This is a genomic window from Pseudomonas bananamidigenes, assembly GCF_001679645.1.
Taxonomy (GTDB): Bacteria; Pseudomonadota; Gammaproteobacteria; order Pseudomonadales; family Pseudomonadaceae; genus Aquipseudomonas; species Aquipseudomonas bananamidigenes.
Genome location: NZ_LRUN01000023.1, coordinates 51,545 through 75,824 on the forward strand (window position 1 = coordinate 51,545; position 24,280 = coordinate 75,824).

General features: G+C 60.7%; 20 protein-coding genes. 14 read left to right on the forward strand and 6 right to left on the reverse strand.

What is annotated here, in order from left to right; all coding sequences use genetic code 11:
* Nucleotides 1-21: 21 nt before the first annotated feature.
* From parE to BBF94_RS09305, 5 genes are all read left to right on the forward strand, one after another.
* A complete protein-coding gene (gene parE, locus BBF94_RS09285; protein ID WP_065258749.1) occupies nt 22-1,929 on the forward strand; it encodes a DNA topoisomerase IV subunit B in 1,908 nt (635 codons plus the stop codon).
* A complete protein-coding gene (locus tag BBF94_RS09290; protein ID WP_065258750.1) occupies nt 1,929-2,918 on the forward strand; it encodes an esterase-like activity of phytase family protein in 990 nt (329 codons plus the stop codon). Before parE ends, BBF94_RS09290 begins: the two co-directional genes overlap by 1 nt.
* Nucleotides 2,915-3,439, forward strand: a complete 525-nt coding sequence (locus BBF94_RS09295; RefSeq protein ID WP_065258751.1) for a retropepsin-like aspartic protease family protein — start codon at nt 2,915-2,917, stop codon at nt 3,437-3,439. Before BBF94_RS09290 ends, BBF94_RS09295 begins: the two co-directional genes overlap by 4 nt.
* 7 nt (nt 3,440-3,446) lie before the next feature.
* The gene (gene parC / locus BBF94_RS09300; protein ID WP_065258752.1) at nt 3,447-5,711 is read left to right on the forward strand and encodes a DNA topoisomerase IV subunit A; all 2,265 of its coding nucleotides are present in this window, start codon (nt 3,447-3,449) and stop codon (nt 5,709-5,711) included.
* Between the two features lie 230 nt (nt 5,712-5,941).
* Nucleotides 5,942-6,652, forward strand: coding sequence for a PqiC family protein (locus tag BBF94_RS09305; protein ID WP_065258753.1), 711 nt, complete (start codon nt 5,942-5,944; stop codon nt 6,650-6,652).
* A 310-nt stretch (nt 6,653-6,962) separates the two neighbouring features.
* On the opposite strand, the gene BBF94_RS09310 is transcribed toward BBF94_RS09305, so the two are convergent.
* On the reverse strand, nt 6,963-8,474 hold the full coding sequence (locus BBF94_RS09310) for an AhpA/YtjB family protein (RefSeq protein WP_065258754.1): 1,512 nt from the start codon (nt 8,472-8,474) through the stop codon (nt 6,963-6,965).
* Nucleotides 8,475-8,608: 134 nt separating this feature from the next.
* On the opposite strand from BBF94_RS09310, the gene serB reads away from it, so the two are divergent.
* Nucleotides 8,609-9,823 (forward strand): phosphoserine phosphatase SerB, encoded by a 1,215-nt coding sequence (gene serB / locus BBF94_RS09315; RefSeq protein ID WP_065258755.1) that lies wholly within the window; start codon nt 8,609-8,611, stop codon nt 9,821-9,823.
* A gap of 39 nt (nt 9,824-9,862) precedes the next feature.
* Here serB and BBF94_RS09320 read toward each other — a convergent pair whose 3' ends face one another.
* Nucleotides 9,863-11,617, reverse strand: a complete 1,755-nt coding sequence (locus BBF94_RS09320; RefSeq protein ID WP_065258756.1) for a molecular chaperone — start codon at nt 11,615-11,617, stop codon at nt 9,863-9,865.
* A 222-nt stretch (nt 11,618-11,839) separates the two neighbouring features.
* Here BBF94_RS09320 and BBF94_RS09325 point away from each other — a divergent pair, with 222 nt between their 5' ends.
* Nucleotides 11,840-12,241 (forward strand): lectin OAA family protein, encoded by a 402-nt coding sequence (locus BBF94_RS09325; RefSeq protein ID WP_065258757.1) that lies wholly within the window; start codon nt 11,840-11,842, stop codon nt 12,239-12,241.
* A 60-nt stretch (nt 12,242-12,301) separates the two neighbouring features.
* Here the strand turns inward: BBF94_RS09325 and asd are convergent, their stop codons facing one another.
* From asd to BBF94_RS09340, 3 genes are read right to left on the reverse strand one after another with little or no spacing between them, the layout of a single operon-like run.
* Entirely contained in the window at nt 12,302-13,162 is an 861-nt protein-coding gene (gene asd / locus BBF94_RS09330; protein ID WP_065258758.1) for an archaetidylserine decarboxylase, read from the reverse strand.
* Nucleotides 13,163-13,180: 18 nt separating this feature from the next.
* Nucleotides 13,181-13,996, reverse strand: coding sequence for a rhodanese-like domain-containing protein (locus BBF94_RS09335; protein WP_065258759.1), 816 nt, complete (start codon nt 13,994-13,996; stop codon nt 13,181-13,183).
* 39 nt (nt 13,997-14,035) lie between these two features.
* Complete coding sequence (locus BBF94_RS09340; protein WP_065258760.1) at nt 14,036-15,574, reverse strand: HDOD domain-containing protein; 1,539 nt, start codon at nt 15,572-15,574, stop codon at nt 14,036-14,038.
* 166 nt (nt 15,575-15,740) lie between these two features.
* On the opposite strand from BBF94_RS09340, the gene motA reads away from it, so the two are divergent.
* Nucleotides 15,741-16,592, forward strand: coding sequence for a flagellar motor stator protein MotA (motA, locus tag BBF94_RS09345; protein ID WP_065258761.1), 852 nt, complete (start codon nt 15,741-15,743; stop codon nt 16,590-16,592).
* Between the two features lie 3 nt (nt 16,593-16,595).
* Nucleotides 16,596-17,657 (forward strand): flagellar motor protein MotB, encoded by a 1,062-nt coding sequence (motB, locus tag BBF94_RS09350; protein ID WP_065258762.1) that lies wholly within the window; start codon nt 16,596-16,598, stop codon nt 17,655-17,657.
* A gap of 51 nt (nt 17,658-17,708) precedes the next feature.
* On the opposite strand, the gene rsgA is transcribed toward motB, so the two are convergent.
* A complete protein-coding gene (gene rsgA / locus BBF94_RS09355) occupies nt 17,709-18,740 on the reverse strand; it encodes a small ribosomal subunit biogenesis GTPase RsgA (RefSeq protein WP_065258763.1) in 1,032 nt (343 codons plus the stop codon).
* A gap of 107 nt (nt 18,741-18,847) precedes the next feature.
* On the opposite strand from rsgA, the gene orn reads away from it, so the two are divergent.
* The 5 genes from orn to BBF94_RS09380 all read left to right on the forward strand — a co-directional run bounded on the left by orn (nt 18,848) and on the right by BBF94_RS09380 (nt 24,274).
* Nucleotides 18,848-19,390: an oligoribonuclease gene (gene orn, locus BBF94_RS09360; RefSeq protein WP_065258764.1), complete on the forward strand. Its 543-nt coding sequence runs from the start codon at nt 18,848-18,850 to the stop codon at nt 19,388-19,390.
* Between the two features lie 145 nt (nt 19,391-19,535).
* Nucleotides 19,536-20,147 carry a trimeric intracellular cation channel family protein gene (locus tag BBF94_RS09365; RefSeq protein WP_064379088.1) on the forward strand — a complete coding sequence of 204 codons (612 nt, stop codon included), beginning with the start codon at nt 19,536-19,538 and terminating at the stop codon, nt 20,145-20,147.
* A gap of 124 nt (nt 20,148-20,271) precedes the next feature.
* Nucleotides 20,272-21,303, forward strand: coding sequence for a hypothetical protein (locus BBF94_RS09370; protein WP_065258765.1), 1,032 nt, complete (start codon nt 20,272-20,274; stop codon nt 21,301-21,303).
* 363 nt (nt 21,304-21,666) lie between these two features.
* Nucleotides 21,667-23,037 (forward strand): leucine-rich repeat domain-containing protein, encoded by a 1,371-nt coding sequence (locus tag BBF94_RS09375; RefSeq protein ID WP_065258766.1) that lies wholly within the window; start codon nt 21,667-21,669, stop codon nt 23,035-23,037.
* 289 nt (nt 23,038-23,326) lie between these two features.
* A complete protein-coding gene (locus BBF94_RS09380; RefSeq protein ID WP_065258767.1) occupies nt 23,327-24,274 on the forward strand; it encodes a hypothetical protein in 948 nt (315 codons plus the stop codon).
* The last annotated feature ends 6 nt before the right edge of the window (nt 24,275-24,280 follow it).

A 24,280-nucleotide genomic window follows, 5' to 3' on the forward strand; every position in this document is an offset into this window, starting at 1 on the left:
AATCACTGACGACGAGACCTTATGGCCACTCCCAGCGCTAGCTCCTATAACGCCGACGCCATCGAAGTCCTCTCGGGCCTCGACCCGGTGCGCAAGCGCCCCGGCATGTACACCGACACCAGTCGGCCGAACCACCTTGCCCAGGAAGTCATCGACAACAGCGTCGACGAAGCCCTGGCCGGCCACGCCAAATCGATCCAGGTCATCCTCCACGCCGATCACTCGCTGGAAGTCTGCGACGACGGCCGCGGCATGCCGGTCGACATCCACCCGGAAGAGGGTGTGTCGGGCGTTGAGCTGATCCTCACCAAGCTCCATGCGGGCGGCAAGTTTTCCAACAAGAACTACCAGTTCTCCGGCGGTCTGCACGGGGTGGGCATCTCCGTGGTCAACGCCTTGTCCACCCAGGTTCGGGTGCGGGTCAAGCGTGACGGCAACGAATATGAAATGACCTTCGCCGACGGCTTCAAGGCCACCGACCTGCAAGTGATCGGCACCGTCGGCAAGCGCAACACCGGCACCAGCGTGTACTTCGCGCCGGACCCGAAATACTTCGACTCACCAAAATTCTCCATCAGCCGCCTCAAGCACGTGCTCAAGGCCAAGGCTGTGCTGTGCCCGGGTCTGTTGATCAGCTTCGAAGACAAAGGCACCGGCGAAAAGGTCGAGTGGCATTACGAAGATGGCCTGCGTTCCTATCTGGTCGACGCGGTCAGCGAATTCGAACGCCTGCCGGACGCGCCATTCTGCGGCAACCTGGCCGGCGCCAAGGAAGCGGTCGAGTGGGCCCTGCTGTGGCTGCCTGAAGGTGGCACCTCGGTCACCGAAAGCTACGTCAACCTGATTCCGACGGAGCAGGGCGGCACCCACGTCAACGGTCTGCGTCAGGGTCTGCTCGACGCGATGCGCGAGTTCTGCGAATTCCGCAGTCTGCTGCCGCGTGGCGTCAAACTGGCGCCGGAGGACGTCTGGGAACGCATCGCCTTCGTTCTGTCGATGAAAATGCAGGAGCCGCAATTCTCCGGTCAGACCAAGGAGCGTCTGTCGTCACGCGAGGCGGCGGCGTTTGTCTCCGGTGTGGTCAAGGATGCGTTCAGCCTGTGGCTCAACGCCAACCCGGAAACCGGTCTGGCGCTGGCGGAGCTGGCGATCAGCAACGCTGGCCGGCGTCTGAAAGCGAGCAAGAAAGTCGAGCGCAAACGCATCACCCAAGGGCCGGCGCTGCCGGGCAAACTGGCGGACTGTGCCGGGCAGGATCCGATGCGTTCCGAGCTGTTCCTGGTGGAAGGTGATTCCGCCGGCGGTTCGGCCAAGCAGGCGCGGGACAAGGAATTCCAGGCGATCCTGCCGTTGCGCGGCAAGATCCTCAACACCTGGGAAGTCGACGGCAGTGAAGTGCTGGCCAGCCAGGAAGTGCACAACATCGCGGTGGCCATCGGTGTCGATCCGGGCGCCGAGGACATGAGCCAGTTGCGCTACGGCAAGATCTGCATCCTCGCCGACGCCGACTCCGACGGCCTGCACATCGCCACCTTGCTGTGTGCCTTGTTCGTCCAGCATTTCCGTCCGCTGGTGGAGGCCGGTCACGTCTACGTGGCGATGCCGCCGCTGTATCGCATCGACCTGGGCAAGGAAATCTACTACGCCCTCGACGAAGCCGAGCGTGACGGGATTCTCGACCGTCTGGTGGCCGAGAAGAAACGTGGCAAACCACAGGTCACCCGATTCAAGGGCCTGGGTGAAATGAATCCGCCGCAACTGCGTGAGACCACCATGGACCCCAACACTCGGCGTCTGGTGCAGTTGACCCTCGGCGAAGACTTCACTCAGACCTCGGAGATCATGGACATGCTGCTGGCGAAGAAACGCGCCGGTGACCGCAAATCCTGGCTCGAATCCAAGGGCAACCTGGCCGAGGTCCTGGTCTGATGCGCTTCGGCCGGGTCCTGGCGGGTGCGTTGCTGCTGGGCTCGATGACCGTATCGGCGGAGCCCGTGCAGGAACTGCGCGTGCTCTCCGAGCATCCGGTCGAAGGCATGCGTGGCGGCAACCTCTCGGGGCTGGCCTCGTGCGGCAACGAACTGTGGACGGTTTCGGACCGGGACGACGATCAGATCTATCGCCTCGACACCCGCAACCCGGTCTGGCAGGCCACGGCCGTGCGCATCGATCCGCCGCCGGTGCCTGACAGCGGTTTGCCGTGGGGCATCAAATCGCGGACCTGGGCGGCGTCGTTCGTTCGCGGCGGTGACCTGGATTTCGAAGGGATCACCTGCGACAGTGCCGGCAATCGCTACGTAGTCAGCGAAGGCCACGCCGCCGTATTGCAAGTGCCGCCGCAGGGGCCGTCATCGTGGATGAAAATCTCGCCGATGATGGTCCGCGAGGCGCGGGCCAGCGGCATGCTGCTGCAGTTCAATGCGATCTTCGAAGGTCTGGCGATCAACCCGGCGGGGGATCAGATGTGGCTGGCCGCCGAACGGCAAAACCGTGGCCTGCTGATGATCAAACGTCAGCAGACGGTGTGGGACTGCGATGGCCGCTGCGTGTTGCTCAGCGAGGGTGGCATGGAAATGCAGCCGCCGCAGTTTCCCAAGGCCAGACCGGTCAATCGGGACTTTTCCGACCTGTCCTTGTTCAACGGCAAACTGTTCACCCTTGAACGCAACGCTTACCAGATCTGCCGCCGCGATCCGCAGACGGCCAAGGTCGAGCTTTGCTGGTCGTACGCGGCCGAGCTGCTGCAGAGCAATCGCCGTTACGCACAGAATTTCGGACTGGAAGAGGCATTGGTCATCGATGCCGATGGCGCATGGGTCGGCGTCGACAATAATTTCGGCCCCCGTGCCGATGGCGAGGTCCGCCCGATCGTCTGGCGTTTCGCCGCTCCCGAGGGTGGCTGGAGTGCCAGACCTTGAGTCAGCAGCCACCGGGCAAGCGCGCCGGTCGGGTGTTGATGATTCTGGCCTGGTGCGCGGCCCTGTTTCTGGCCACACGTTTTTTTGGCCAGTGGGAAGACCGCCAGCGCAATCCCAATGTGGTGGTCAGTTCGCAGCAGGTGGGCGGCGTGATCGAAGTGAAACTGGCGGGTAACGCCCAGGGACATTTCGTCGCCAGCGGACTGATCAACGGCCGGCCGGTGGAGTTCATGCTCGACACCGGCGCGACCGACGTGGCAATTCCGGCCGAGGTGGCTAAAGACCTGCGACTGGAAGAAGGTTTCGGTGTGACCCTGAGCACGGCCAACGGCCTGAGCCAGGGCTATCGCACCCGTATCGACCGCCTGCAACTGGGCGACATCATGCTGCGGGATGTCCGCGCACTGGTGGCGCCCGGTCTGCATGGCGATCAGGTGCTGCTCGGCATGAGCGCCCTGAACAAACTTGAATTTACCCAGCGCGGTGGCACCATGCTGCTGCGCCAGACAACGAACCGATGAGGCCCGCATGAGCGACTCCCTTGATCTCAGCCTGGACGGTGTGGAACGCCGGTCGCTGGCTGACTTCACCGAAAATGCCTACCTCAACTACTCCATGTACGTGATCATGGACCGTGCCCTGCCGCATATCGGCGACGGTCTGAAACCGGTACAGCGGCGTATCGTCTACGCCATGAGCGAGCTGGGGCTGGACGCCGATTCCAAGCACAAGAAGTCGGCGCGCACCGTCGGCGACGTGCTCGGCAAATTCCACCCCCACGGCGACTCGGCGTGTTACGAAGCGATGGTGCTGATGGCCCAGCCGTTCAGCTATCGCTACACCTTGGTGGACGGCCAGGGTAACTGGGGTGCGCCGGACGATCCGAAATCCTTCGCCGCCATGCGTTACACCGAGGCACGGTTGTCGCGTTATTCCGAAGTGCTGCTCAGCGAGCTGGGCCAGGGCACTGCGGACTGGGGCCCGAACTTCGACGGCACCCTTCAGGAGCCGCTGGTGTTGCCGGCCCGGTTGCCGAACATCCTGCTCAACGGCACCACCGGTATTGCCGTGGGCATGGCCACCGACGTGCCGCCGCACAACCTGCGCGAAGTCGCCACGGCCTGCGTGCGCCTGCTCGATGAGCCGAAAGCCACGGTCGAACAGCTCTGCGAACACATCCAGGGCCCGGATTATCCGACCGAAGCGGAAATCATCACCCCGCGCGCCGACCTGCTGAAAATGTACGAAACCGGCAAGGGCTCGGTGCGCATGCGCGCCGTCTACCACGTCGAGGACGGCGACATCATCATCACCGCACTGCCGCATCAGGTCTCCGGGGCCAAGGTGCTGGAGCAGATCGCCGCGCTGATGCAGGCCAAGCCGTCGAAGGCGCCGCAGATCGCCGACCTGCGTGACGAATCCGACCACGAGAACCCATGCCGCATCGTGATCATTCCGGTCAACAGCCGTGTCGATCACGAAGCGCTGATGCAGCACCTGTTCGCCAGCACCGAGCTGGAGTCGACCTACCGGGTCAACGTCAACATCATCGGTCTGGACGGCAAGCCGCAGCTGAAAAACCTCCGTGCCTTGCTGGTGGAATGGCTGGAATTCCGCGTGCTGACCGTGCGTCGCCGCCTGCAATTCCGTCTCGACAAGGTCGAGCGTCGCCTGCACCTGTTGGACGGTTTGCTGATCGCTTACCTCAACCTTGATGAAGTGATCCACATCATCCGCACCGAGGATCAGCCGAAAGCCAAACTGATCGAGCGCTTTGCTCTGAGCGAAATCCAGGCCGACTACATCCTCGACACCCGTCTGCGTCAGTTGGCGCGACTGGAAGAGATGAAGCTGCGCGACGAACAGGACGAACTGCTCAAGGAGCAGGCCAAACTGCAAGCGCTGCTGAGCAGCGAAGCCAAACTGAAAAAACTGGTTCGCAGCGAACTGCTCAAGGACGCTGAAACCTACGGCGACGACCGTCGCTCGCCAATCGTCGAGCGCGCAGAAGCCAAGGCGCTGACCGAACACGATCTGCTGCCTAACGAGAAAGTCACCGTCGTGCTGTCGGAAAAGGGCTGGATTCGTTCGGCCAAGGGCCACGAGATCGACGCCACCGGTCTGTCGTACAAGGCTGGCGACGGCTTCAAGACGTCGGCGGCGGGGCGCTCCAACCAGTCCGCCGTGGTCATCGACTCTACGGGACGCAGTTATTCGGTGGCCGCGCACACCCTGCCTTCTGCGCGGGGCCAGGGCGAGCCGCTGACCGGCCGTCTGACACCGCCGCCTGGCGCCACCTTCGAATGCGTACTGATGCCTGAAGACGATGCGTTGTACGTGATCGCATCCGACGCCGGTTACGGTTTCGTGGTCAAGGGTGAAGATCTGCAAGCCAAGAACAAGGCGGGCAAGGCGTTGTTGAGCCTGCCGAACAACGCCAGGGTCATCGCCCCGCGTCCGGTGCCCGACCGTGATCAGAACTGGCTGGCTTCGGTGACGACCGAGGGTCGCCTGTTGATCTTCAAAATCAGCGATCTGCCACAATTAGGAAAGGGCAAAGGCAACAAGATCATCGGCATCTCCGGTGAGCGTGTGGCCAGTCGCGAAGAATACGTCACGGACATCGCCGTTCTTCCTGAAGGCGCCACACTGGTGCTGCAGGCCGGAAAACGTACCTTGTCGCTGAAGGCCGATGACCTCGAACACTACAAGGGTGAGCGTGGTCGTCGTGGCAACAAGTTGCCGCGAGGCTTCCAGCGGGTGGACGCGCTGCTCGTCGAAAATCTCAATTAAGCGACCAACGGGCGTTCGCACTGACCTCAATGCAGGAAAAACAAGTGAGAACGCCTCTCTAGAGCGCCCGATCTACGATTTAACCCGTAGATCGGCGCTTTGGCGCTGGAGTCGGAGCGCATATTCACGGATGATATGGCCTTTCCAAACGCCGGCGTGGCCGAGCGATCTTCATATTTATTGAGTATTTTCACTGTGGTCAGCCTTGCGGCGACCACCTGGACGGGATGATGACTTCTCTGCGCCCCCTTATTTTCCTGCTCGCCGGCGTGCTTGGCCTGGCGGGTTGCAGCGTACACCAGCCGGTGTCGCTGTATCAGCTGGACAGCGGAAGTCCGGCTCAGCCTGCGCAAAGCGCGGGCATGGCGGTTTTGCTGGGCCCTGTAATCGTTGCCGACTACCTGCAACGTGAAACCCTGTTGCAGCGTCAGCCTGATGGCAGCCTGCAGGCGGCGGTCGATGGTCGTTGGGCCGGCAGCCTGTCTTCGGATATCGATCAACTGCTGCTGCGTCAGGTCGCCGGTCGTCTGGACAGCCAGCGGGTGGTGCTGGCTCCGGCGACCACCGGGTTCACTCCGGATGTTCAGGTGCTGTTGACCATCACTCGCCTGGACTCCGGCGCGAAACAGCCGGCGATTCTCGATGCACAGTGGCGGCTGCTTGACCGTCGTGGCCAGGTGCGCGACAACCGCATCGTTCATTTGCAAGAGCTGCACAGCGGCAGCACGGCTTCTCAGGTTCAGGCGCAAGGCATTCTGCTGCAGCGCCTGGCCGAGCAACTGTCGGTCGCGCTCAAGCCGTTGGCCAACCAGCCACCGGTTGCCGAAGCTCCACGCAAACCGGCACCGAAACCGGCAGCGCCGGCGGTGGAGGCCGAGAAGCAACCGAAGATCCCGATGGCCTCGCCGATTCGTACCGATATGGAAGTGTTCCGCTTCTAAGGCTGGATCGAGTCAGGACAGAGCCCGCCTTGTGCGGGCTTTGTTATGTCTGGTGGCCGGGAGCCTGCTGCATGGCATCAGTGTTCTTCGCAAGCAAGCCGCCCCCTGCAGAGGACTGATGAAGCACGCACAACCGATGCAGAAGTTGAAGGTCCGCATTGTGTGGGCTGGCCTCTTCGCGAGCAGACTCGCTCTCACAGGGTATGAGCACGCCGTAGATCAAGTGTGGGAGCGAGCCTGCTCGCGAAAGAGCGCTTGCAGGCAACAAAAAGCCCGCATCTGCGGGCTTCTTCACATCAAGGACAGGGCCTCAGGCCCGGCGCTCATGCATCCGCGCCAGCTGGCGTTCGAGCATCGACGGATAAGGCTCCATCAACCGCTCAACACAGCAGGCGCCTTCAGGGCTGGCAATCGGCCGGATCCGCGCACGCTGGCGGATCAGCGCGTCGTCGCCGATCCGGCGCTCCACCAGCAACAGGTTGCGGCTGTGCTGCGACAGGGCCAGGGCGTCCTGGGCGGAGTCGGTCAGCAGCAGGTCGATCTGGCTCAGGCCGAACAGTTCGTCGCCCAGGGTCAGGCCCAACTGCAATTGCAGGGTGATGCCGCTGTCGGCGACCTCGATCTGCAATTGATGACCCAGAGCCCGCAGCAGCTCGCCGCAGCAGATGGCGTTGGTCAGGTAATCGTCGCCGCTGTCTTCGGTGTGGAACAGCATCAGCGTACTGCCGTCGTTCAGTGTTTCGATTTCGCCCTGATACAGCGAAGCGGCCTGCTCCAGGCAATCGCGATAGCGCTCCTGCAACTCTTCCAGGCGTGCCCGTGGCAGACGGCGCAATTGCTCTTGCGAACCCAGTTGCACCGCCAGCACCGCCGTGTGTTGCGGCACGCTCGGAGTCGGCCGGCGTACTGCCGGTTGTGCGGTTTCGTTCAGCGATTCGTCACGCAGATCGGAAAACGGATCTTCGTCATCGTCGTCTTCAACAGTGCTGACCACATGGCGCGGTGCAGGCTTTTGCGCAGCCATCGGACGGCTCTCGTCGAAACTCGGGTCGCGCAGGTTGCGCACTTCGAATTCCGGCTCGATGTCGTCATCCTCGAACTCCGGTTCCGGTTCAGGTTTGGGGGCCGGTTCCGGGGCATAGCTGGCGTGCAGTTGGCGGGCAAGGTCGCCGATTTCGTCCTGACGCTCGGTGCCCGGGGTAAATTCGTCGATCCGGCGCAGCCATACGCGCAGTTGCAGCAGCGGTGTGGAGATATGCCGGCCGAGGCGCAGGCTCAGGGCCAGCGAGAGTGCCAGCAGGATCGCGCTCAGAATGCCCATGCTCTGCAGGCTGATGGTCATCGGCTGCTGGAACTGGTCCATGTCCAGGCTGATGCGCAGTTGCCCGGCGGTCACGTCCTGGAAGGTGATCTTGCTCTCGTACATGCCCTCGGCTTCGCCCAGCAGGCCGTGTTTGGGCCGCTGACCGGATTCGGCGAGGATGCGGTTGTCCACGCTGTAGATGGCGGCGTGGGCTACCAGCTTGTTCTTGGTCAGGTTGTTGAGCAGCACGTTGAGGCTGAGGATGTCGTTGGACACCAGCAGCTCGGTGGCGGAAGTGGCGGTCTGCGTGGTCAGGCTTTCGCCCAGGGCATCCGCCTGCTCGTGCATGGCCTGCTTGAACTGCAAGCCCATCACGCAGGCATAGATCACCAGGGCCAGAGCGACCAGGATCACGTTATGGCTGGCGATGCGCAATGCAATCGGTACACGGCGGTGGCGCAGTGCACGGAAGATCAGCAGGAAGAAGTTATCGGTTTTAACTGGCGTGGGCCGGTTCACTGAGCTCGGCTCTTTTGTCCGTGAAGTTGACGCGCAGTATAGCGACAGGCCCTAGACCGGCAAAGCGCTGGCGGTGCCCGATGGTCACTGAAAGTGGGTAGAATGCGGTTTTTTTCCAGTTGCGGGGGTGCGCGTTGCGCGAAATCGTCCTGATTAACATCACCGGAGCCGACCGTCCGGGTCTGACTGCGGCCATTACCGGCGTCCTGGCCCAGGGTGGTGTGAATATCCTCGACATCGGTCAGGCGGTGATTCACGACATGCTGTCGTTCGGCATCCTCGTGGAGATTCCCGACACAGAGCAAGGCAAGTCGGTGCTCAAGGACATCCTGTTCAAGGGTTACGAGCTCGACCAGCAGGTGCGTTTCACCCCGGTGTCCGAAGAGGATTACCAGCAATGGGTGGGCAATCAAGGCAAGAAACGCCATATCGTCACGCTGCTGACCCGCAAGGTCACCGCCGGCCAGTTGCAGGCCGTCAGCTCGATCACCGCCAAATATGGCCTGAACATCGACCACATCGACCGTCTGTCGGGTCGTATGCCGCTGGACACGCCGGCTGACAAAGGCAAGGGCTGCATCGAGTTCTCCGTGCGTGGCGAAGCCGCCGATCCACAGGCCCTGCGCGCCGAATTCCTCAGCGTGGCCCAGGATCTGAACGTCGATATCGCCTTCCAGGAAGACTCGCTGTTCCGTCGCAACCGTCGTCTGGCGGTGTTCGACATGGATTCGACCCTGATCGAAGCCGAAGTCATCGACGAGCTGGCCAAGGCCGCCGGTGTGGGCGAGCAGGTTTCGGCGATCACCGAGCGGGCGATGGCCGGCGAGCTGGATTTCCGTGCCAGCTTCAAAGAGCGCCTGGCACTGCTCAAGGGCCTGGATGTGAGTGTGCTGGACTCGATCGGCGCCTCCCTGCGCCTGACCGAAGGTGCCGAAATCCTGTTCGCTGAACTCAAGCGTCTGGGCTACAAGACGGCGATCCTGTCCGGCGGCTTCACCTACTTTGCCAAGCAACTGCAGGCGAAGCTTGGCATCGACTACGTGTTCGCCAACGAACTGGAAGTGGTCGATGGCAAGTGCACGGGCGTGGCGATCGAGCCGATCGTCGATGCCCAGCGCAAGGCCGATCTGCTGAAACAGCTGGCTGAAAAAGAAGGTTTGCGTCTGGAGCAGACCATTGCCGTGGGCGACGGTGCCAACGACCTGCCGATGCTGGCGATTGCCGGGCTGGGCGTGGCGTTCCGGGCCAAGCCACTGGTCAAGCAGTCGGCGAAGCAAGCAATCTCGACCCTCGGGCTGGATGGCGTGCTGTACCTGCTGGGCTTCCGGGATCGCGACGGGCAGCTCTGACAGCGACACAGGATCGCAGCCACCGGCTGCGGTCCTGGCTCAAAGCGATTTCCACAACGAGTCGAAATCCTCTTCGCCCCCGCCATCCTGCGCGGTCTCCAGCGAACGATAGGCAAACTGATTGAAACTGTGTGTGCTTGCCACCCGCCGATCCAGTCCGGCGCGGTGCTCTTCGCCCTGGGTGTTGATCAGCACTTTGCTGCCTTCCTGAAACGGCAGACGTGGCGCCAACAAGGTGGCAGGCAGATCGATTGCACTGATTTCCGGCAGCAGCAGTCCACGCAGATAGTGGCTGTGTTCGTCCCGCGAACGCACCAGTTGCAACCCGCAAGGCCGGGCGTGGGGCGCGACCAGTTCGATGCCCATCTGTGTCCCGGCCCCGCGTACCTGACGAATCCAGCGCACTACGGCAATGCTCCAGCCCTGATGGGTAGTGTCCTGAATACCGACCATTTCCCCGGTCTGCAACTCGGCGGGCACCTCTTTGGGCCATGCCAGGCAATAACCTCCGGGACTGTGGTTGATGACCGGCAGGGCGTAAGTCGGATAGTGCGGCGGACTGTCGGCGTCGCTTTCGTCGTCGGCCAGCGGTTCGTAGCGGATTTCCTCGTAGGGCAGAAATTCGTCGGCCTTACGCTGGGGAGCAGCGTCGAAGGCCTGGCTCCAGCTGTCCTTTTCGCCTTGAGCCACTGTCCGGCTGAAGTTCGCGGCACGCGAGCCGGGGTGCTTGAGCAGTTCGCTGAACGTGCGTTCACCACCCAGATAGAAGTGCAGGGCGCTCATGCCGACGCACACGGTCAGGGTGCCCTGGCCGACGGTGCGCTGAAAGCTGCGCTCGGCCGCCTCGCCCCAGGTGGCGTACAGATGTTGCAGGGTATCGAGGGTCAGGCCCGTGGGGACGGGCAGCGGTGTTGAAGTGTCCTGGTGCAGCAGGTGAGCTTCGATGGCTTTCACCAGTGGTTGTGGATCGAAGCCAAGCAGACCGGGCTGTTGTTCGCTGCGAAACTTGCTGCGATAACGCGGGCCGGTGTCGATCTCCGGGGAAATGGCAAACAGCCCTTCGCCCGAATGGCCGGGATGCAGTTTCAGCCATGCGCTCCAAGGCTCGATGACCTGTGCGAGTTGAGCGATCGGGTTCTGCCGCAGTTGATTGCAGCGAGCGCTGCCCAGCAGCAGCGCGGCGATATAGGTCTGTTCGACGCTCAGTTCACCGGTGAGGCTGGCCAGTTCATCACGTACCCGACGATGCTGCAGCTGCAAGTCACAGGCGCAGCGAAACAACTGGTGCAGCTCAAACCACAGTTGCTCCGGCGCCGGGCTGTAGAGCTGCGTGGCGCGTACCAGTTGTCCTTTCAGCGCATGGGTGGCGCGTTGCAGGGCCTCGCTCAACAGGGCTGCACGGTCCTTTGTGTATTTGGGGGCGATACGCAAAACGATCTGTTTGTAACCTGTGGCCAGATGGCCCTGCAGGGCCTGGCACAGATTGCTGATCTTGCGTGAGCGCTCGTCGAGCATGATCGCCTGATGCAGAAAGTGCCGTTCAAGGTGCTGACAGACGAAATACACCTCGGGCCGCAGCAGCTCCAGCAGTTGCAGGCGGTTGTCGCTGCGCGTCAGCAATTGATTGAGTTCGCCGAGTCCCTGATAGAGCTGGCGTGCGGTTTCGCCGATGTTGGCCTTGGGCAGTCCGGCGATCCAGCGTTTGAGGTCGCGCGGGGTCGCGTCGCAGAAAGACAGGCGCAATTGAGTGGGCGTCGGGGCGCTCAGTTGAGGTGGTTGTCGAGTCTCACTCATGCCGTGACCAGCTCCGGCGGCGAATAGGGCAATGCCAAAAACTCTAGCAGCTGTGGCCTGTTTCGCAGGCGTTTGTCAGGCTTTTTTACCGTTGGTCTGCTGGCCTGATGCCATTTCCTCAGGCGCTACTAGGCTCTTTGGCGTGCGATCGGAAACGCACGGTTGCACGGCTTGCCGCTTACGTCGGGCAGGTCTCTGAACAACTTCAAGGAGATGAGGTTCATGTCTAAATACGCAGTTGCAAACCAGTGGGGCGGTAGTTCGGCACCCTGGCATCCGGGTGGAACCTGGGTACTGGGCGCGCGGGACAACCAGAAAGTCGTCGCCATCGATATCAAGTCAGGCGACGGTGGCAAAACCTTTACCGGCACCATGACCTATGCCGGTGAAGGCCCTATTGGCTTCAAGGCTCAGCGCACTGGCCAGAACCAGTACAACGTCGAGAACCAGTGGGGTGGCAACGATGCCCCTTGGCATCCGGGTGGCAAATGGGTGATCGGCGGTCGGGATAACCAGAATGTTATCGCGTTGAATGTCACCTCGAGTGACGGCGGGAAAAACCTCAGCGGCACCAATACCTACGCCAACGAAGGGCCGATCGGCTTCCGTGGGCAGATAGAGTAACGGCGCCGTTCAGGTCGTGTCCGCCCCTTCGCAGACGTGCGCAGGGGCGGATCAGCAGGTTCAGGCGTTCGACAGCGCCAGGGCCTGCCCCATCTGTACCGGCGAACCGGCTTTCAGTTCCTCGACCCATTTCACCTGGTCCGGCCCGAACAGCACGATCGCGGTCGAACCCAGCTTGAAGCGCCCAAGTTCGGCACCTTTTTCCAGATGAATCGGCGCTCGGGCTGCTTCGTCGTAGCGGAAGGTTTTCAGCTCGCGCTTCGGTGGCGTGACCAGACCGGCCCACACGGTTTCGATCGAGGCCACGATCATCGCACCCACCAGCACCACGGCCATCGGCCCGCGCTCGGTGTCGAAGATGCACGCTACGCGCTCGTTGCGGGCGAACAGTTCCGGAACGTTCTCCGCGGTGGTCTGGTTGACCGAGAAGATCCGGCCCGGGATGTAGACCATTTCGCGCAGGGTGCCCGCCAGCGGCATGTGCACGCGGTGGTAATCCTTCGGCGACAGGTAAACGGTTGCGAACTCGCCACCCATGAACGGCGCCGCATTGGCGGCGTCGCCACCCAGCAGTTCGAGCACGCTGAAGCTGTGGCCCTTGGCCTGGAAGATGCGACCGTGCTCGATCGGGCCGAGCTGGCTGATCGCACCGTCGGCCGGGCTGAGGATCGCGCCCGGTGTCTGATCCAGAGGGCGTGCACCGTCTTTCAGTGCACGGGTGAAGAAGGCGTTGAAGTGCTCGTAAGCGGTCACGTCCTCAACCAGTGCCTGGGACATGTCCACCTGATAACGCTTGGCGAACCAGGTGGTGAAGGCATTCTTGAACCAGCGCACGCGGCACTCGGCAATGCAGCCGGCCAGGCGCGACAGCAAGTGGTGAGGCAGCAGGTACTGACTGATGATAAACAAACGCTCTTTCATGACTGTCCTTGAAAATCCTTAAAGCTCGACGGGGGTGTCGGGGTGGTTGCCCCATTCGCCCCAGGAACCGGCGTAACCCTTGACCCGCGGATAACCGAGAGCCTTGGCCACCAGATAAGTGAAACCGGACCGGTGATGGGTCTGGCAGTGAGTGATGATTTCCTTGTCTCGGGTGATTCCGAGGCTCTCCAGGATCTGCGGCATGTCGGTACGAATGCGCAACTGACGCGCCTGATCCATGCCTGCCGTCCATTCGAAATTGACTGCGCCGGGGATGTGCCCGCCCTTGGCCGCCAATACCTTCTCGCCGGAATACTCCAATGGCCCGCGAGCGTCCCAGATCGCCAGGTCGGCGGCGCCGAGACGGCTTTGCAGGTATTCGCGGGTGGCCGTTGGTTCATCGTGCAGGGTCAGGGACACCGGGCCGCCGACGGCAGGCGGGACCTGGATCGACATCGGCGAACCTTCCGCCAGCCACGCCGGCAGGCCGCCGTCGAGGTAGTGATACTTGTCGTGGCCGATGACATCGAGCAGCCAGATGAAGCGTCCGGCCCAGCCACCGCCCTCGTCGTCATAGGCCACGTAGACCGCGTCCTTGTTATGGCCCAGTTCGCCGAACAGCTCTTCGAGTTTTTCTTTTGTCGGCAACAGGCCCGGAGCCGGCGCCTGGCCCAGCTGGGTGCGCTTCGGGTCGACGAAGCGTGCGCCGGGAATGTGACCCTCGGCATAGCGGGCGGCACTGGTCAGATCCACCAGAATCAGGTTGCGGGCGTCGAGGCGCGGGAGCAGGTCGCTCGGCTCGATCACCAGCGCCAGGCCAGAGAAGTCAGACATGTGAGGTCTCCAGAGCACAAAGGGGAAGGATTGTAGCTGTCATTGGCCGCGCTGGCTAAAGCTGTGCAGGGCTTTCTCGATGCACTGCGCGGTTTTGCCGAAGGCTTGCACGGTGATGTCGGCGAACGGCCCGCCGCCCTGATCGGCCACCACGATCATGATCACCCGGCCGTTATGGACCAGCGAGCGCAGAAACAGATGCTCGCCCCGGAACAGTGTGCGCAGGGACGGCGGCAGCAGAGCGGAAAACTGGGCGTTGTTGTCCGGGGTGATCCGCACCTGTGCCTGCTGCGCTAGCAAACGTTGCAGTACCGTGCTCTGGCTGACGGCGAAATTGAGCGCAGCGGCTTCCTTCGGCAAACCGGAAATCTGCTGCACCCGCAGACTGGACTGAGTGCGATCGGCCATCAGGATCATCACCCGGCGCATGCCGCTGGCCACCAACGCGTCGCGGGCGGCGATGGTCAGGTGCATGGCATTGGTGAAACGGCTCGGCTCGGCCAGCAGCTCGGCGCATTGCCGGCGCCATTTGGCGAGGTCTTCGGCATTGGGTGCTGCGGCGGGCAGCAGGCCGGCAGGCAGGTGATGAGTGCCCCACGGCCAAAGCAGCGAAACTGCCGGATGCCACAGATCCGGCATCGAATGCCGGCGTGCGCTGTTGGCGGCCTGCTGGTGCAGCTGTTGTTGCACTTCGTCCAGGGAAATCTGCAGATAGAGGCTGGTCAGGTACTGCCAGCGCTCGCTGTGCGGACTGTCCCAGGCCTGTTGCGCCGACAGCGCCAGACCGTTGGCCAGCAGCACGGTGTTGGCCGGCTGATTTAGCCAGTTGCGCAGGGTCGGGTCGTCATCCAGGCGATTTTGCTGGCGCAGCGGGTGATCGACGTCGCGGGCGATGCGCAAGACCTTGACCAGCTCGCGCTGTTCGGTGAGCAGCAGGCGATAACCCTGCTGCACCCAGATCGGCAGGCGCCAGACGTCGACCAGTGCCTGACCGATCTTCAGCAGGCGCACGCCGAACAATTGTTTTTCCACGTCACGGGCCGATTCGCCCTTGTGGATCACCCGCAGTTCCCATTCTTCGAGCAATTTGGGAAAAGTCAGCGCCAACGGCCACAGCGGCGACAGAAACAGCAGACTGCCCCAATGAATGTCCTGCCACAGGCGCGCCAGGCGGCTGGCGAAAAAACCGTTGGCCTGTTGCGTGGCGTGCTGACTGATCATCTGTATTTGGCGCAAGGCCTGGGGGATCTGTGCCGCAGGCTCGGCGGGCAGGCGTGCCAGCAGTTCTTCGGTGCGGGAAAGCCCGAGGCGGTTGATCGCCACCTCAAGGTTTTCCGCCGGTGCGGTCAGGCTGCCCAAGGTATGGCGGTTGGCTTCGCGAATGATGCTCAGGGCCAGCGCCGGGCTGTCCTGCATCAGGTCGGCAATGTCGCGCAACGAGCTGCGATTGTCGCGGATCGCACGGCAGACCTTGTCGTGAGCCTCTTGCGGCACCGGCAGGCGCACGCCGTCGAGCAGCTTCACCCAGCCATCGAGCGTAGTCGGTCTTGCGTGTGGGACGTTCGTTTCATTAGCCATGTCTGGACGGGATCTTGATCTGCTGTAGACGCGCCCGGCACGGGCTAAATTGGCTTTTCGCCTGAACTGGCTATAGTCTGGCGCAGTTTTGCCGATAAGTAGAAGAAGAGATTTTTTAACTTCCGAATATGACCTTGAACCCGACTTAAACAAGTACTTTCTATCTATGGCTAAAATTATCGGCATCATCGTCGTATTCGCGAGCGTGCTCGGCGGATACGTGCTCTCCCACGGCAAGATTGCCGCCCTGATCCAGCCTTTCGAGGTGATGATCATCGGTGGTGCGGCACTCGGAGCATTCCTCCAGGCCAACCCCGGCTACATGACCATGCACGTGCTCAAGAAAGCCCTGGGCATGTTCAGCTCGCGTTTCAGCCACACTTTCTATCTGGAAGTGCTCGGCCTGATCTACGAAATCCTCAACAAGAGCCGCCGCGAAGGCATGATGGCCATCGAAGGCGACATCGAAGATGCCGCTGCGAGCCCGATCTTCGCCAAATACCCGGCGGTGCTGAAAGACGAACGCATGACCGCGTTCATCTGCGATTACCTGCGCATCATGTCGTCCGGCAACATGGCGCCGCACGAACTTGAAGGACTGTTCGACATGGAGCTGTACAGTCTCAAGGAAGAACTGGAGCACCCTTCCCACGCGGTCAACGGCATCGCCGACGGCATGCCCGGTTTCGGTATCGTGGCGGCGGTACTGGGTATCGTGGTGACCATGGCGTCGCTGGGCGACGGCGACCAGAAGTCCATCGGTCTGCACGTGGGTGCGGCACTGGTCGGTACCTTCTTCGGTATCTTGGCGGCCTACGGTTTCTTCGGCCCGCTGGCGCATTCCCTGGCCCACGATGCCAAGGAAGAGCTCAACGTCTACGAGGCCATCAAGGCTTCGCTGGTGGCTTCGGCTTCCGGCATGCCGCCGTCGCTGGCCGTGGAGTTCGGGCGCAAGGTTCTGTACCCGGCTCACCGCCCCAGCTTTGCCGAGCTGGAGCAAGCGGTACGCGGTCGCTAAGTCATGGAAAATAACCAGCCGATAATCATCAAGCGCGTCAAGCGCTACGGTGGCGGGCACCACGGCGGAGCGTGGAAGATCGCTTTCGCCGACTTCGCGACGGCGATGATGGCGTTCTTTCTGGTGTTGTGGCTGCTGTCCACCGCGACACCGGAGCAGAAGATCGCCATCGCCGGTTACTTCAAGGACCCGGTCGGCTTCTCGGAAAGCGGCACGCCTTACATCATCGATCTGGGTGGCACGCCGACCCTGGCGCCGGAAAACACCCTCAACCCTGAAGTGAAGTCTCAGCCGCAACCGGACAAGGTCACGGTCGACACCGATCAGGTCGAAGGCATGGCCGAGCAGGTCGAGAAGGAACGCCTGGAACTGTTGCTGCAGGAGCTGCAGAACAAGGTCGACGAGAACCCGCAACTGCAGAAGTTCAAGGATCAGATCCTGTTCGAAATCACGCCGAACGGCTTGCGCATCCAGATCATGGACGCCGAGAACCGGCCGATGTTCGACTCCGGTTCCGCACGCCTGAAGCCGTACTTCGAAGACATCCTGCTGGCCATGGCCGACACCATCAAGGCAGTGCCGAACAAGATCAGCATCAGCGGCCATACCGATGCCAAGCCGTACACCGGCACCGGCGACTTCGGCAACTGGGAGCTCTCGGCCAACCGTGCCAACGCCGCCCGGCGTGCGCTGGTGGCGGGCAGCTATCCGGACGGGCAGGTGGCACGGGTGGTGGGTTACGCCTCGTCGGCACTGTTCGACAAGGAGAACCCGTTCAATCCGGTCAACCGTCGCATCGACATTGTGGTGCTGACCAAGAAGGCCCAGGCGGCCATCGAAGGTTCGCAAGGCGCTGAACCGGCGAAACCGGCAGAAGGGAAGAACGGCGCCGATCCGGCCAGACCGGTCGACCCGAACGCGTTGCCGGCGGACCAGCAGCCGGTGCCGGCCCACGAGTTGCGTGAACGGTTGAACCTGTTCGACGACCCGCTGCCGAAACCGGCCGAGCCGGGCAGCGCGGCGCCAGCCCCGGCGCCTGCTGCACCGGCTCCCGCGCCGAAGTAGTGACCAATAAAAAAGCCGCGAGATGATCGCGGCTTTTTTGTGTCCGGTTGCCTAGTACCCGTTTTCGGGCAGGCTGGCGATGATCGAGCGGTAGCTGTTCATCCGCTGTTGCTGGATGCGTCCGTCCTCAAGGGCCTTGAGCAAGGCACAGCCCGGTTCGCGATCGTGCTTGCAGTCGCGGAAGCGACAGGTGCCGAGCAGGTCGTCGAACTCGATGAAACCGGCTTCGACGTCGGCACGGCTGACGTGGCCGAGGCCGAATTCGCGGATGCCCGGGGAGTCGATCAGCTCACCGCCGCCCGGGAAGTGGAACAGCCGTGCGGTGGTCGTCGTGTGCTGTCCCTGACCGGACCATTCGGACAGCGGGCCGACACGGGTTTCGACATCCGGCAACAGGCTGTTGACCAGCGATGACTTGCCGACACCGGACTGGCCGACGAACACGCTGATGCGCCCGTCGAGCTGCTTCTGCAGCTGTTCCATGCCATTGCCGTGATGTGCCGACACTTCCAGCACCGGATAACCCAGCGTGCGGTACACCGCCAGCAACGCGTTCAGTGCCGGAGCGTTCTGTTCGTCGATCAGGTCGAATTTGTTCAGCAGCAGCAACGGACGGATGCCGGCGTGTTCGGCGGCGACCAGATAACGGTCGATCAGGTTGGCGTGGGGCTCGGGCAGCGGGGCAAAGACGATGACGATCATGTCGACGTTGGCGGCCACCGGTTTGAGCTGGCCACGGCTGTCCGGGCGGCACAGTTCGGTGGTGCGCGGCAGTTGCGCGACAATCACGCCGATGCCCTGGTTGCCGGCACGCCAGACCACTCGGTCGCCGGTCACCAGCGCGGGCAGGTTGGCTCGCAGATAGCAGCGGAAAACCTGGCCGGCCAGTTCGCCGTCAACGGCCTCGACCTCGACCTGCACACCGAAGTGGGCGATCACCAGGCCGTGTTGCTCCGGGCCCAGGTCGCCGCCTTCGAGCGCCTCGACCGCCGAGGACTCGCGTTTGGCGGCGCGGGCGGCGCGCTCGCCCTGAATCTTTTCGATGCGCCAGTTCTGGCGGCGATTGAGTTGGCGTTTGGCCATGGGTGTTCCGTCTGAAGAATGCAGCGATTAGGTAAAACGGCCGCGAGTTTAGCACGCCCGGGCATCGGCCTAGGCTAAACTGCGCGGCATTGCCTAGGAGTCGAAATATGCAAAACCCACAGAACCTGATCTGGATCGACCTGGAGATGACCGGTCTGGATCCGGAAAATGACGTGATCATCGAAATGGCCACCATCGTCACCGACAGTGACCTGAACACCCTGGCCGAAGGCCCGGTGATCGCCATCCACCACAGCGACGAAGTGCTCGCCCGCATGGACGAGTGGAACACTCGCACCCACGGCAACTCCGGCCTGACCCAGCGCGTGCGTGAAAGCCGAGTGAGTATGGCCGAGGCCGAAGCCGAAACCATCGCCTTCCTCGAAAAGTGGGTGCCGAAAGGCAAGTCGCCGATCTGTGGCAACAGCATCTGCCAGGATCGTCGCTTCCTCTATACCCACATGAAGTCGCTGGAAAGCTACTTCCACTACCGCAACCTCGACGTCTCCACACTCAAGGAGCTGGCGGCGCGCTGGGCACCGGACGTGCGTGACAGCTTCAAGAAGGGCAGCACCCATCTGGCGCTGGACGACATCCGCGAGTCCATCGCCGAGCTGCAGCACTACCGCAAGCACTTCATCAAGTTCTGAGATCGGCGGCCTTTGTGGCGAGGGAGCTTGGTCCCGGCTGGCTGCGCAGCAGCCAGATCCCCTCGTCACAGACGTTCAGCAAAGCCCTCTTCTGGTGCAGCCCTGAAATGGCTAGACTGCGCGCCTTCCCGCCAGGATCGCCACCATGTTGCTGATGCTCTACCTCGTCGCCATTACCGCCGAAGCCATGACCGGTGCCCTCTCTGCGGGCCGCCGAGGCATGGACTGGTTCGGTGTGGTGCTGATCGCCTGCGTCACGGCGCTGGGCGGCGGTTCGGTGCGCGACGTGCTGCTCGGCCACTACCCGCTGACCTGGGTCAAGCACCCGGAATACCTGGTGCTGACCACAGTCGCGGCAATGATTACCGTGTTCACGGCCCGCTGGATGCGCCACCTGCGCTCGCTGTTTCTGGTACTTGATGCGGTCGGTCTGGTGGCATTTACCCTGATCGGCTGCATGACTGCGCTGGAAATGGGCCACGGCATGCTGGTGGCCTCGGTCAGCGGCGTGATCACCGGTGTGTTCGGCGGCATCCTGCGAGATATCTTCTGCAATGACATTCCATTGATCTTCCGTCGTGAACTGTACGCCAGCGTCTCGTTTGCTGCGGCGTGGTGCTACATGCTGTGTCTGTATCTGAATGTGCCGAGCGAACAGGCAATTCTGATTACCCTGTTCGGTGGCTTTCTGCTGCGGTTGTTGGCGATTCGCTTTCATTGGGAAATGCCGAAATTCGTTTATAACGACGAGCATTGAGAACTGGCTACAGCTTCTTACACTTGAATTCAAGTTCGCTTTTGAATGGCGTGATATTGATATCCGGCTCCGCCCAATAAGGTGCGGGTGCATCGGAACTGATATCAGTCACAGGAGTGAAAGAATGAGTGAGTTTAATGAGCTGTCTGCAGAGCGCCCTATCAATTCGGCTTCTCTGGAAAGTATTGAATTGAGGGTGAAGTTCGATTCAGGGGTCGCAACGCGAAGCAAGGTGTTGTTTGGCAACGGGCGTATGCAAGTCAAAGTGCAGGTGCTGGTCTCCGGTTTCGACGAAAACGGTCAACATATTTCTGTACCGGCGGATGTACTGAATACAGTAGAACTTATTCATTACAATACCGGGAAAACATTGCGGGACGGCTGGACAGCCAGTGCCGAACAGGGACGATATACACTGGAGGCTCCTGTCTCTGCCGACTTGATGGACGCATCGGACGATGAGTCGCACTACCATGCTCATCCTCATGTGCGCACCTTCTGGGTTTCATCGGCGGGGGTTGGTACCACACAGATCGCAGCGCGTGTTTTACTCAACGGAACCGTTATTCAAAGCAACGGTACGGGTCTGATCGATCGTCAGGACAGCAGTATTACGTTGGATGCGCAATTGCCGATCAGCTATTCGCTTGAGCAGTTTCACTTGAAAAGCGTACGACGCGGGAATGAAGAACCAGGTAACCGGATCTCCAATTACTACCTCGGACTCAATCATCAGGGGCAGCAAATAAAACTGGTGGACTGGGTGGCGCCGCGGGGGACAGGCAACTTGGTTTTTGCTCACGGTAACTGGCTGGGTGCACCCGCGACCAATTATCTGATCGGTATTCTGGTAGGCCCGGATCAGACTGACGTGACTGTAAAGTTGCCTGTCAATGACAACAACTTTTTAGACACCGTATTTTCAGGCCCGGCCAGTGTCTCTTCTGAGATGAGTAAGGAATATCCTGTACGGGTCGGCGACCGTCACGGTGAATTGACTATCGTGCAAGCCATTTCCGAGTACGCGTACAGCTACGCCAAGTATACGGTGGACGAGGTGTTTCATTTTTCCGCGATTGATCAATACGGGTCTGAACACAAACTGGCCATTCGAACCAACGCTACGGAAAGTTTGTTCATTCTTGAGCGGGGGTAAATCTGCATCAGGGCAATAGATATTTAAGCCGGCTGTAAAAGAATAAGTCAGTAAGCTGTCATATCGATGATCCCTGCCGGCATTTCGGCAGGGACACTATTGTCCGTCAGTTCCTTGCCATAAAGGAGCTGACTCAATGTCGCTCAAGGATGAGAACTGATGCTCAAAAAGCCGTCAAAAGGTTTTGCTCCAGACCCCTCCCCGAACCCACCTGCTTCCCGCGCTCCAAGTCATGAAGCACCGCCGCGAGCGGATGTCGACGTGCCAGGTGTGTCACGTCGCGCTGCATTGCCACCTGCGACAACAGACCCTGGCCATTCATTCAGGCAGGATGCCCCTCCCTCGCATGTTGTCGAGAACAGCATGATTGTTTCCGAATATGCATCCCGGGTGCCTGCAACCGCACCGATGCCTCCGGTGTTGGCCGATTTCTGGATCAGCGCTGCAGCTAAACTGCCCGCACCCGATGCTCAGGGATTCAGAATCATCAAGCAGCGCCGGTACATCGAATTGACCGACGGGCACTTTGTCCAGGTTGCCAGGGATGCCGTTACGGGAGACTGGCGAGCAATGCTGGCAAGTGAGCTCGTTCCTTCCGGGCCGTTTCTGTTGCCTGATCAACACCGCCGGTACTGGTACCCGAAAGACGGCAACAAGGTGCAAAAGCTTGCCGGTGCGGACGAAAACGATGTTGAAACCTCCGCGCCGGGATCCTCCTCGGCACTGTCAGGCCGTCTGATTTCGCGAGCATCTGTCGAACGACGAGTACGAGCGCTGTATCCCGGGCTTGCGGACGACGAAGTGATTGCTTTCATCGGAGATCGTTTACACAGTGATCCGCACTCCGTTCTTGTACGACTGGAAAAAGAGTCTGTCGCGTTGCGTGAGGAACTGAAGGACTGGCTAGGGAGTGCACGTTCAACTCATCCCGGCGCCGAGTCCGGATTGAGTGCTGAAGCCCTCGCCAGCCAACGACAGACGCGTGAAAAATTCAGTCAGGATCTTCTAGCGGTCTGGCGACGTGAATCAGTGTCGGGCCAGGGTTCTGCCGATCAAAGCTTTTCGACGTTCATCGATTTCTCCGGGGAATTGCCACATTTGTCCGCCCGGTTTGAATGGGTGACAGAGCTGGTGCTGAGCGCTCGTAATACCGAAGTATCGTTGGGTCGGTTTTTGGACAGTTTTCCCAATGTTCGCTACCTGATTCTGGAGTCTGTGCGAATGGAAGCGTTTTCTCCGGCGATCTTCCGGATGCGGGATTTGCAGCACCTGATATTGAACGGAAATTCACTTCGTCTTTCCGAGAGCAGTGCCGAGGGCCTGTCCCGGATCGAAACCCTCACGTTGCTGGATTTGAGGGAAAACCCTTTGGGCATTGCCCCGTCTGTGGGATTCATGCGGGGGTTGCGAGAGTTGTTTCTGCGCGATTGTGCGATCGACGAGCTTCCGTCCGGGATGGAGCGGTTGCCGGCACTGACTCGCGTGGATTTGCGAGAGAACGACATTTTCATCATCGGCGAAGAGTTGTTCGATATTCCGGATACGCAGAATCTTTACCTGGATTTGCGGGACAACCCGCTCGGCGTAGTGGCGAGGGAGCGAATCACCCACTATCTGGAAAATGCCAGTCTTGATCGTAAAGTGCAGATTCGCGCGGATGAGGACGGTCTTGATGTCGCTGACTCTTCCGAATCAAGCGAAAGTTCTGATAGCGGGGTCGAGTCCGACACCTGATAAATACTGAGCAGCCGTTGTCTTGCAATGAGTCTGGTTGTAAAAAAATAGATGGCTCACTTTTTTCTTTGTCTTTCTGGCTTTGAAGAAGTGGGCTTTTTTGTTGTGATTTTTATATTTCAGAGGGCCGGTTTTATAATTCGTGTTTCAGGTTGGTGCTTCCTGATGCTCTGTTTACATGTTGTCAGCTATTGCTGCTGTTATAGACTTTTGTGATGTGTTTAATATTTGATCGTGCCCTGGCTTGTATGAAAAGGGGGTAGTTGAATGTTTATACAGGAAGTTATTTATGTTTGAAGAAGTCGTCAGTATTCAGAGGCTCGAAGTCAAATTTGATTCGGCCCCCACACTTCGCCATAAGCAACTCTACGCCAACGGTCGGATGCAAGTGCGGGTGCTGGTCCTGGTTTCGGGTGGCGATGCCCGGGCCAACGAAGTGTCTCTGCACGGGCATCCGGCCATGCAGACCCTTCGCCTGATCTCCTACAACGGCGCGCGGCCGCTCTCGGGGGACTGGAACGTCGAGACCCGGGAAAATCGTTACGCCCATGACATGGCGGGCGGCATCGCCCGGGACACTCCACTGGTACCGGCTGCGCATAACCGCATTACCGACCCTGCCGAACCTGTCCAGGTCTATGAGTTCTGGGTCAGCAGCTCCAGGCCGGGCTCGCTGCAAATCGCCGCCGAAATCACCCTGGGCGATGAAGTGGTTCGAAGCAACGGGCAACTGGGAAGCGACAGCAGCGTGACGTTGGAGGCGGTATCGCCGGTCAAGTATCCAGTGAGCCACTTTTCCCTGGAAAAGGTCAGTGAAAGCGTCATTGATCGTTTCGACGCGATCCATCGATACAGCTTGGGTCTTTATGCTGACCGTCGTTCCATTCATCTTCTGGACTGGACCAGCACGCAAGTACAAAAGGATGACGAGTACGCGACGTTGTTCTTTGCTTCCAGAAACATTGATGATTCCCACCCGGGGGGAAGAACTTATTGCGGCTACATGGCGCCGGTCTATGGTGCCAGTGCGACCATTCGCGGTCCGAAAGGGTATGTCGGGACGCCAGTCAATCAGCAGCCGGGTAATCTGACGGTATTGAGTTATCTCTCTCCCGACTATCAGAGTCAGCCGGTTCGGGATCAGGTTTTTGAACTGACGGTATTTGATGAGTTCGGTACGGCGCACTGGCTTCGTATAAAGCCGGATTTTTACGCGCGCGCATTCAAGTTGGTTTGAGTAGCG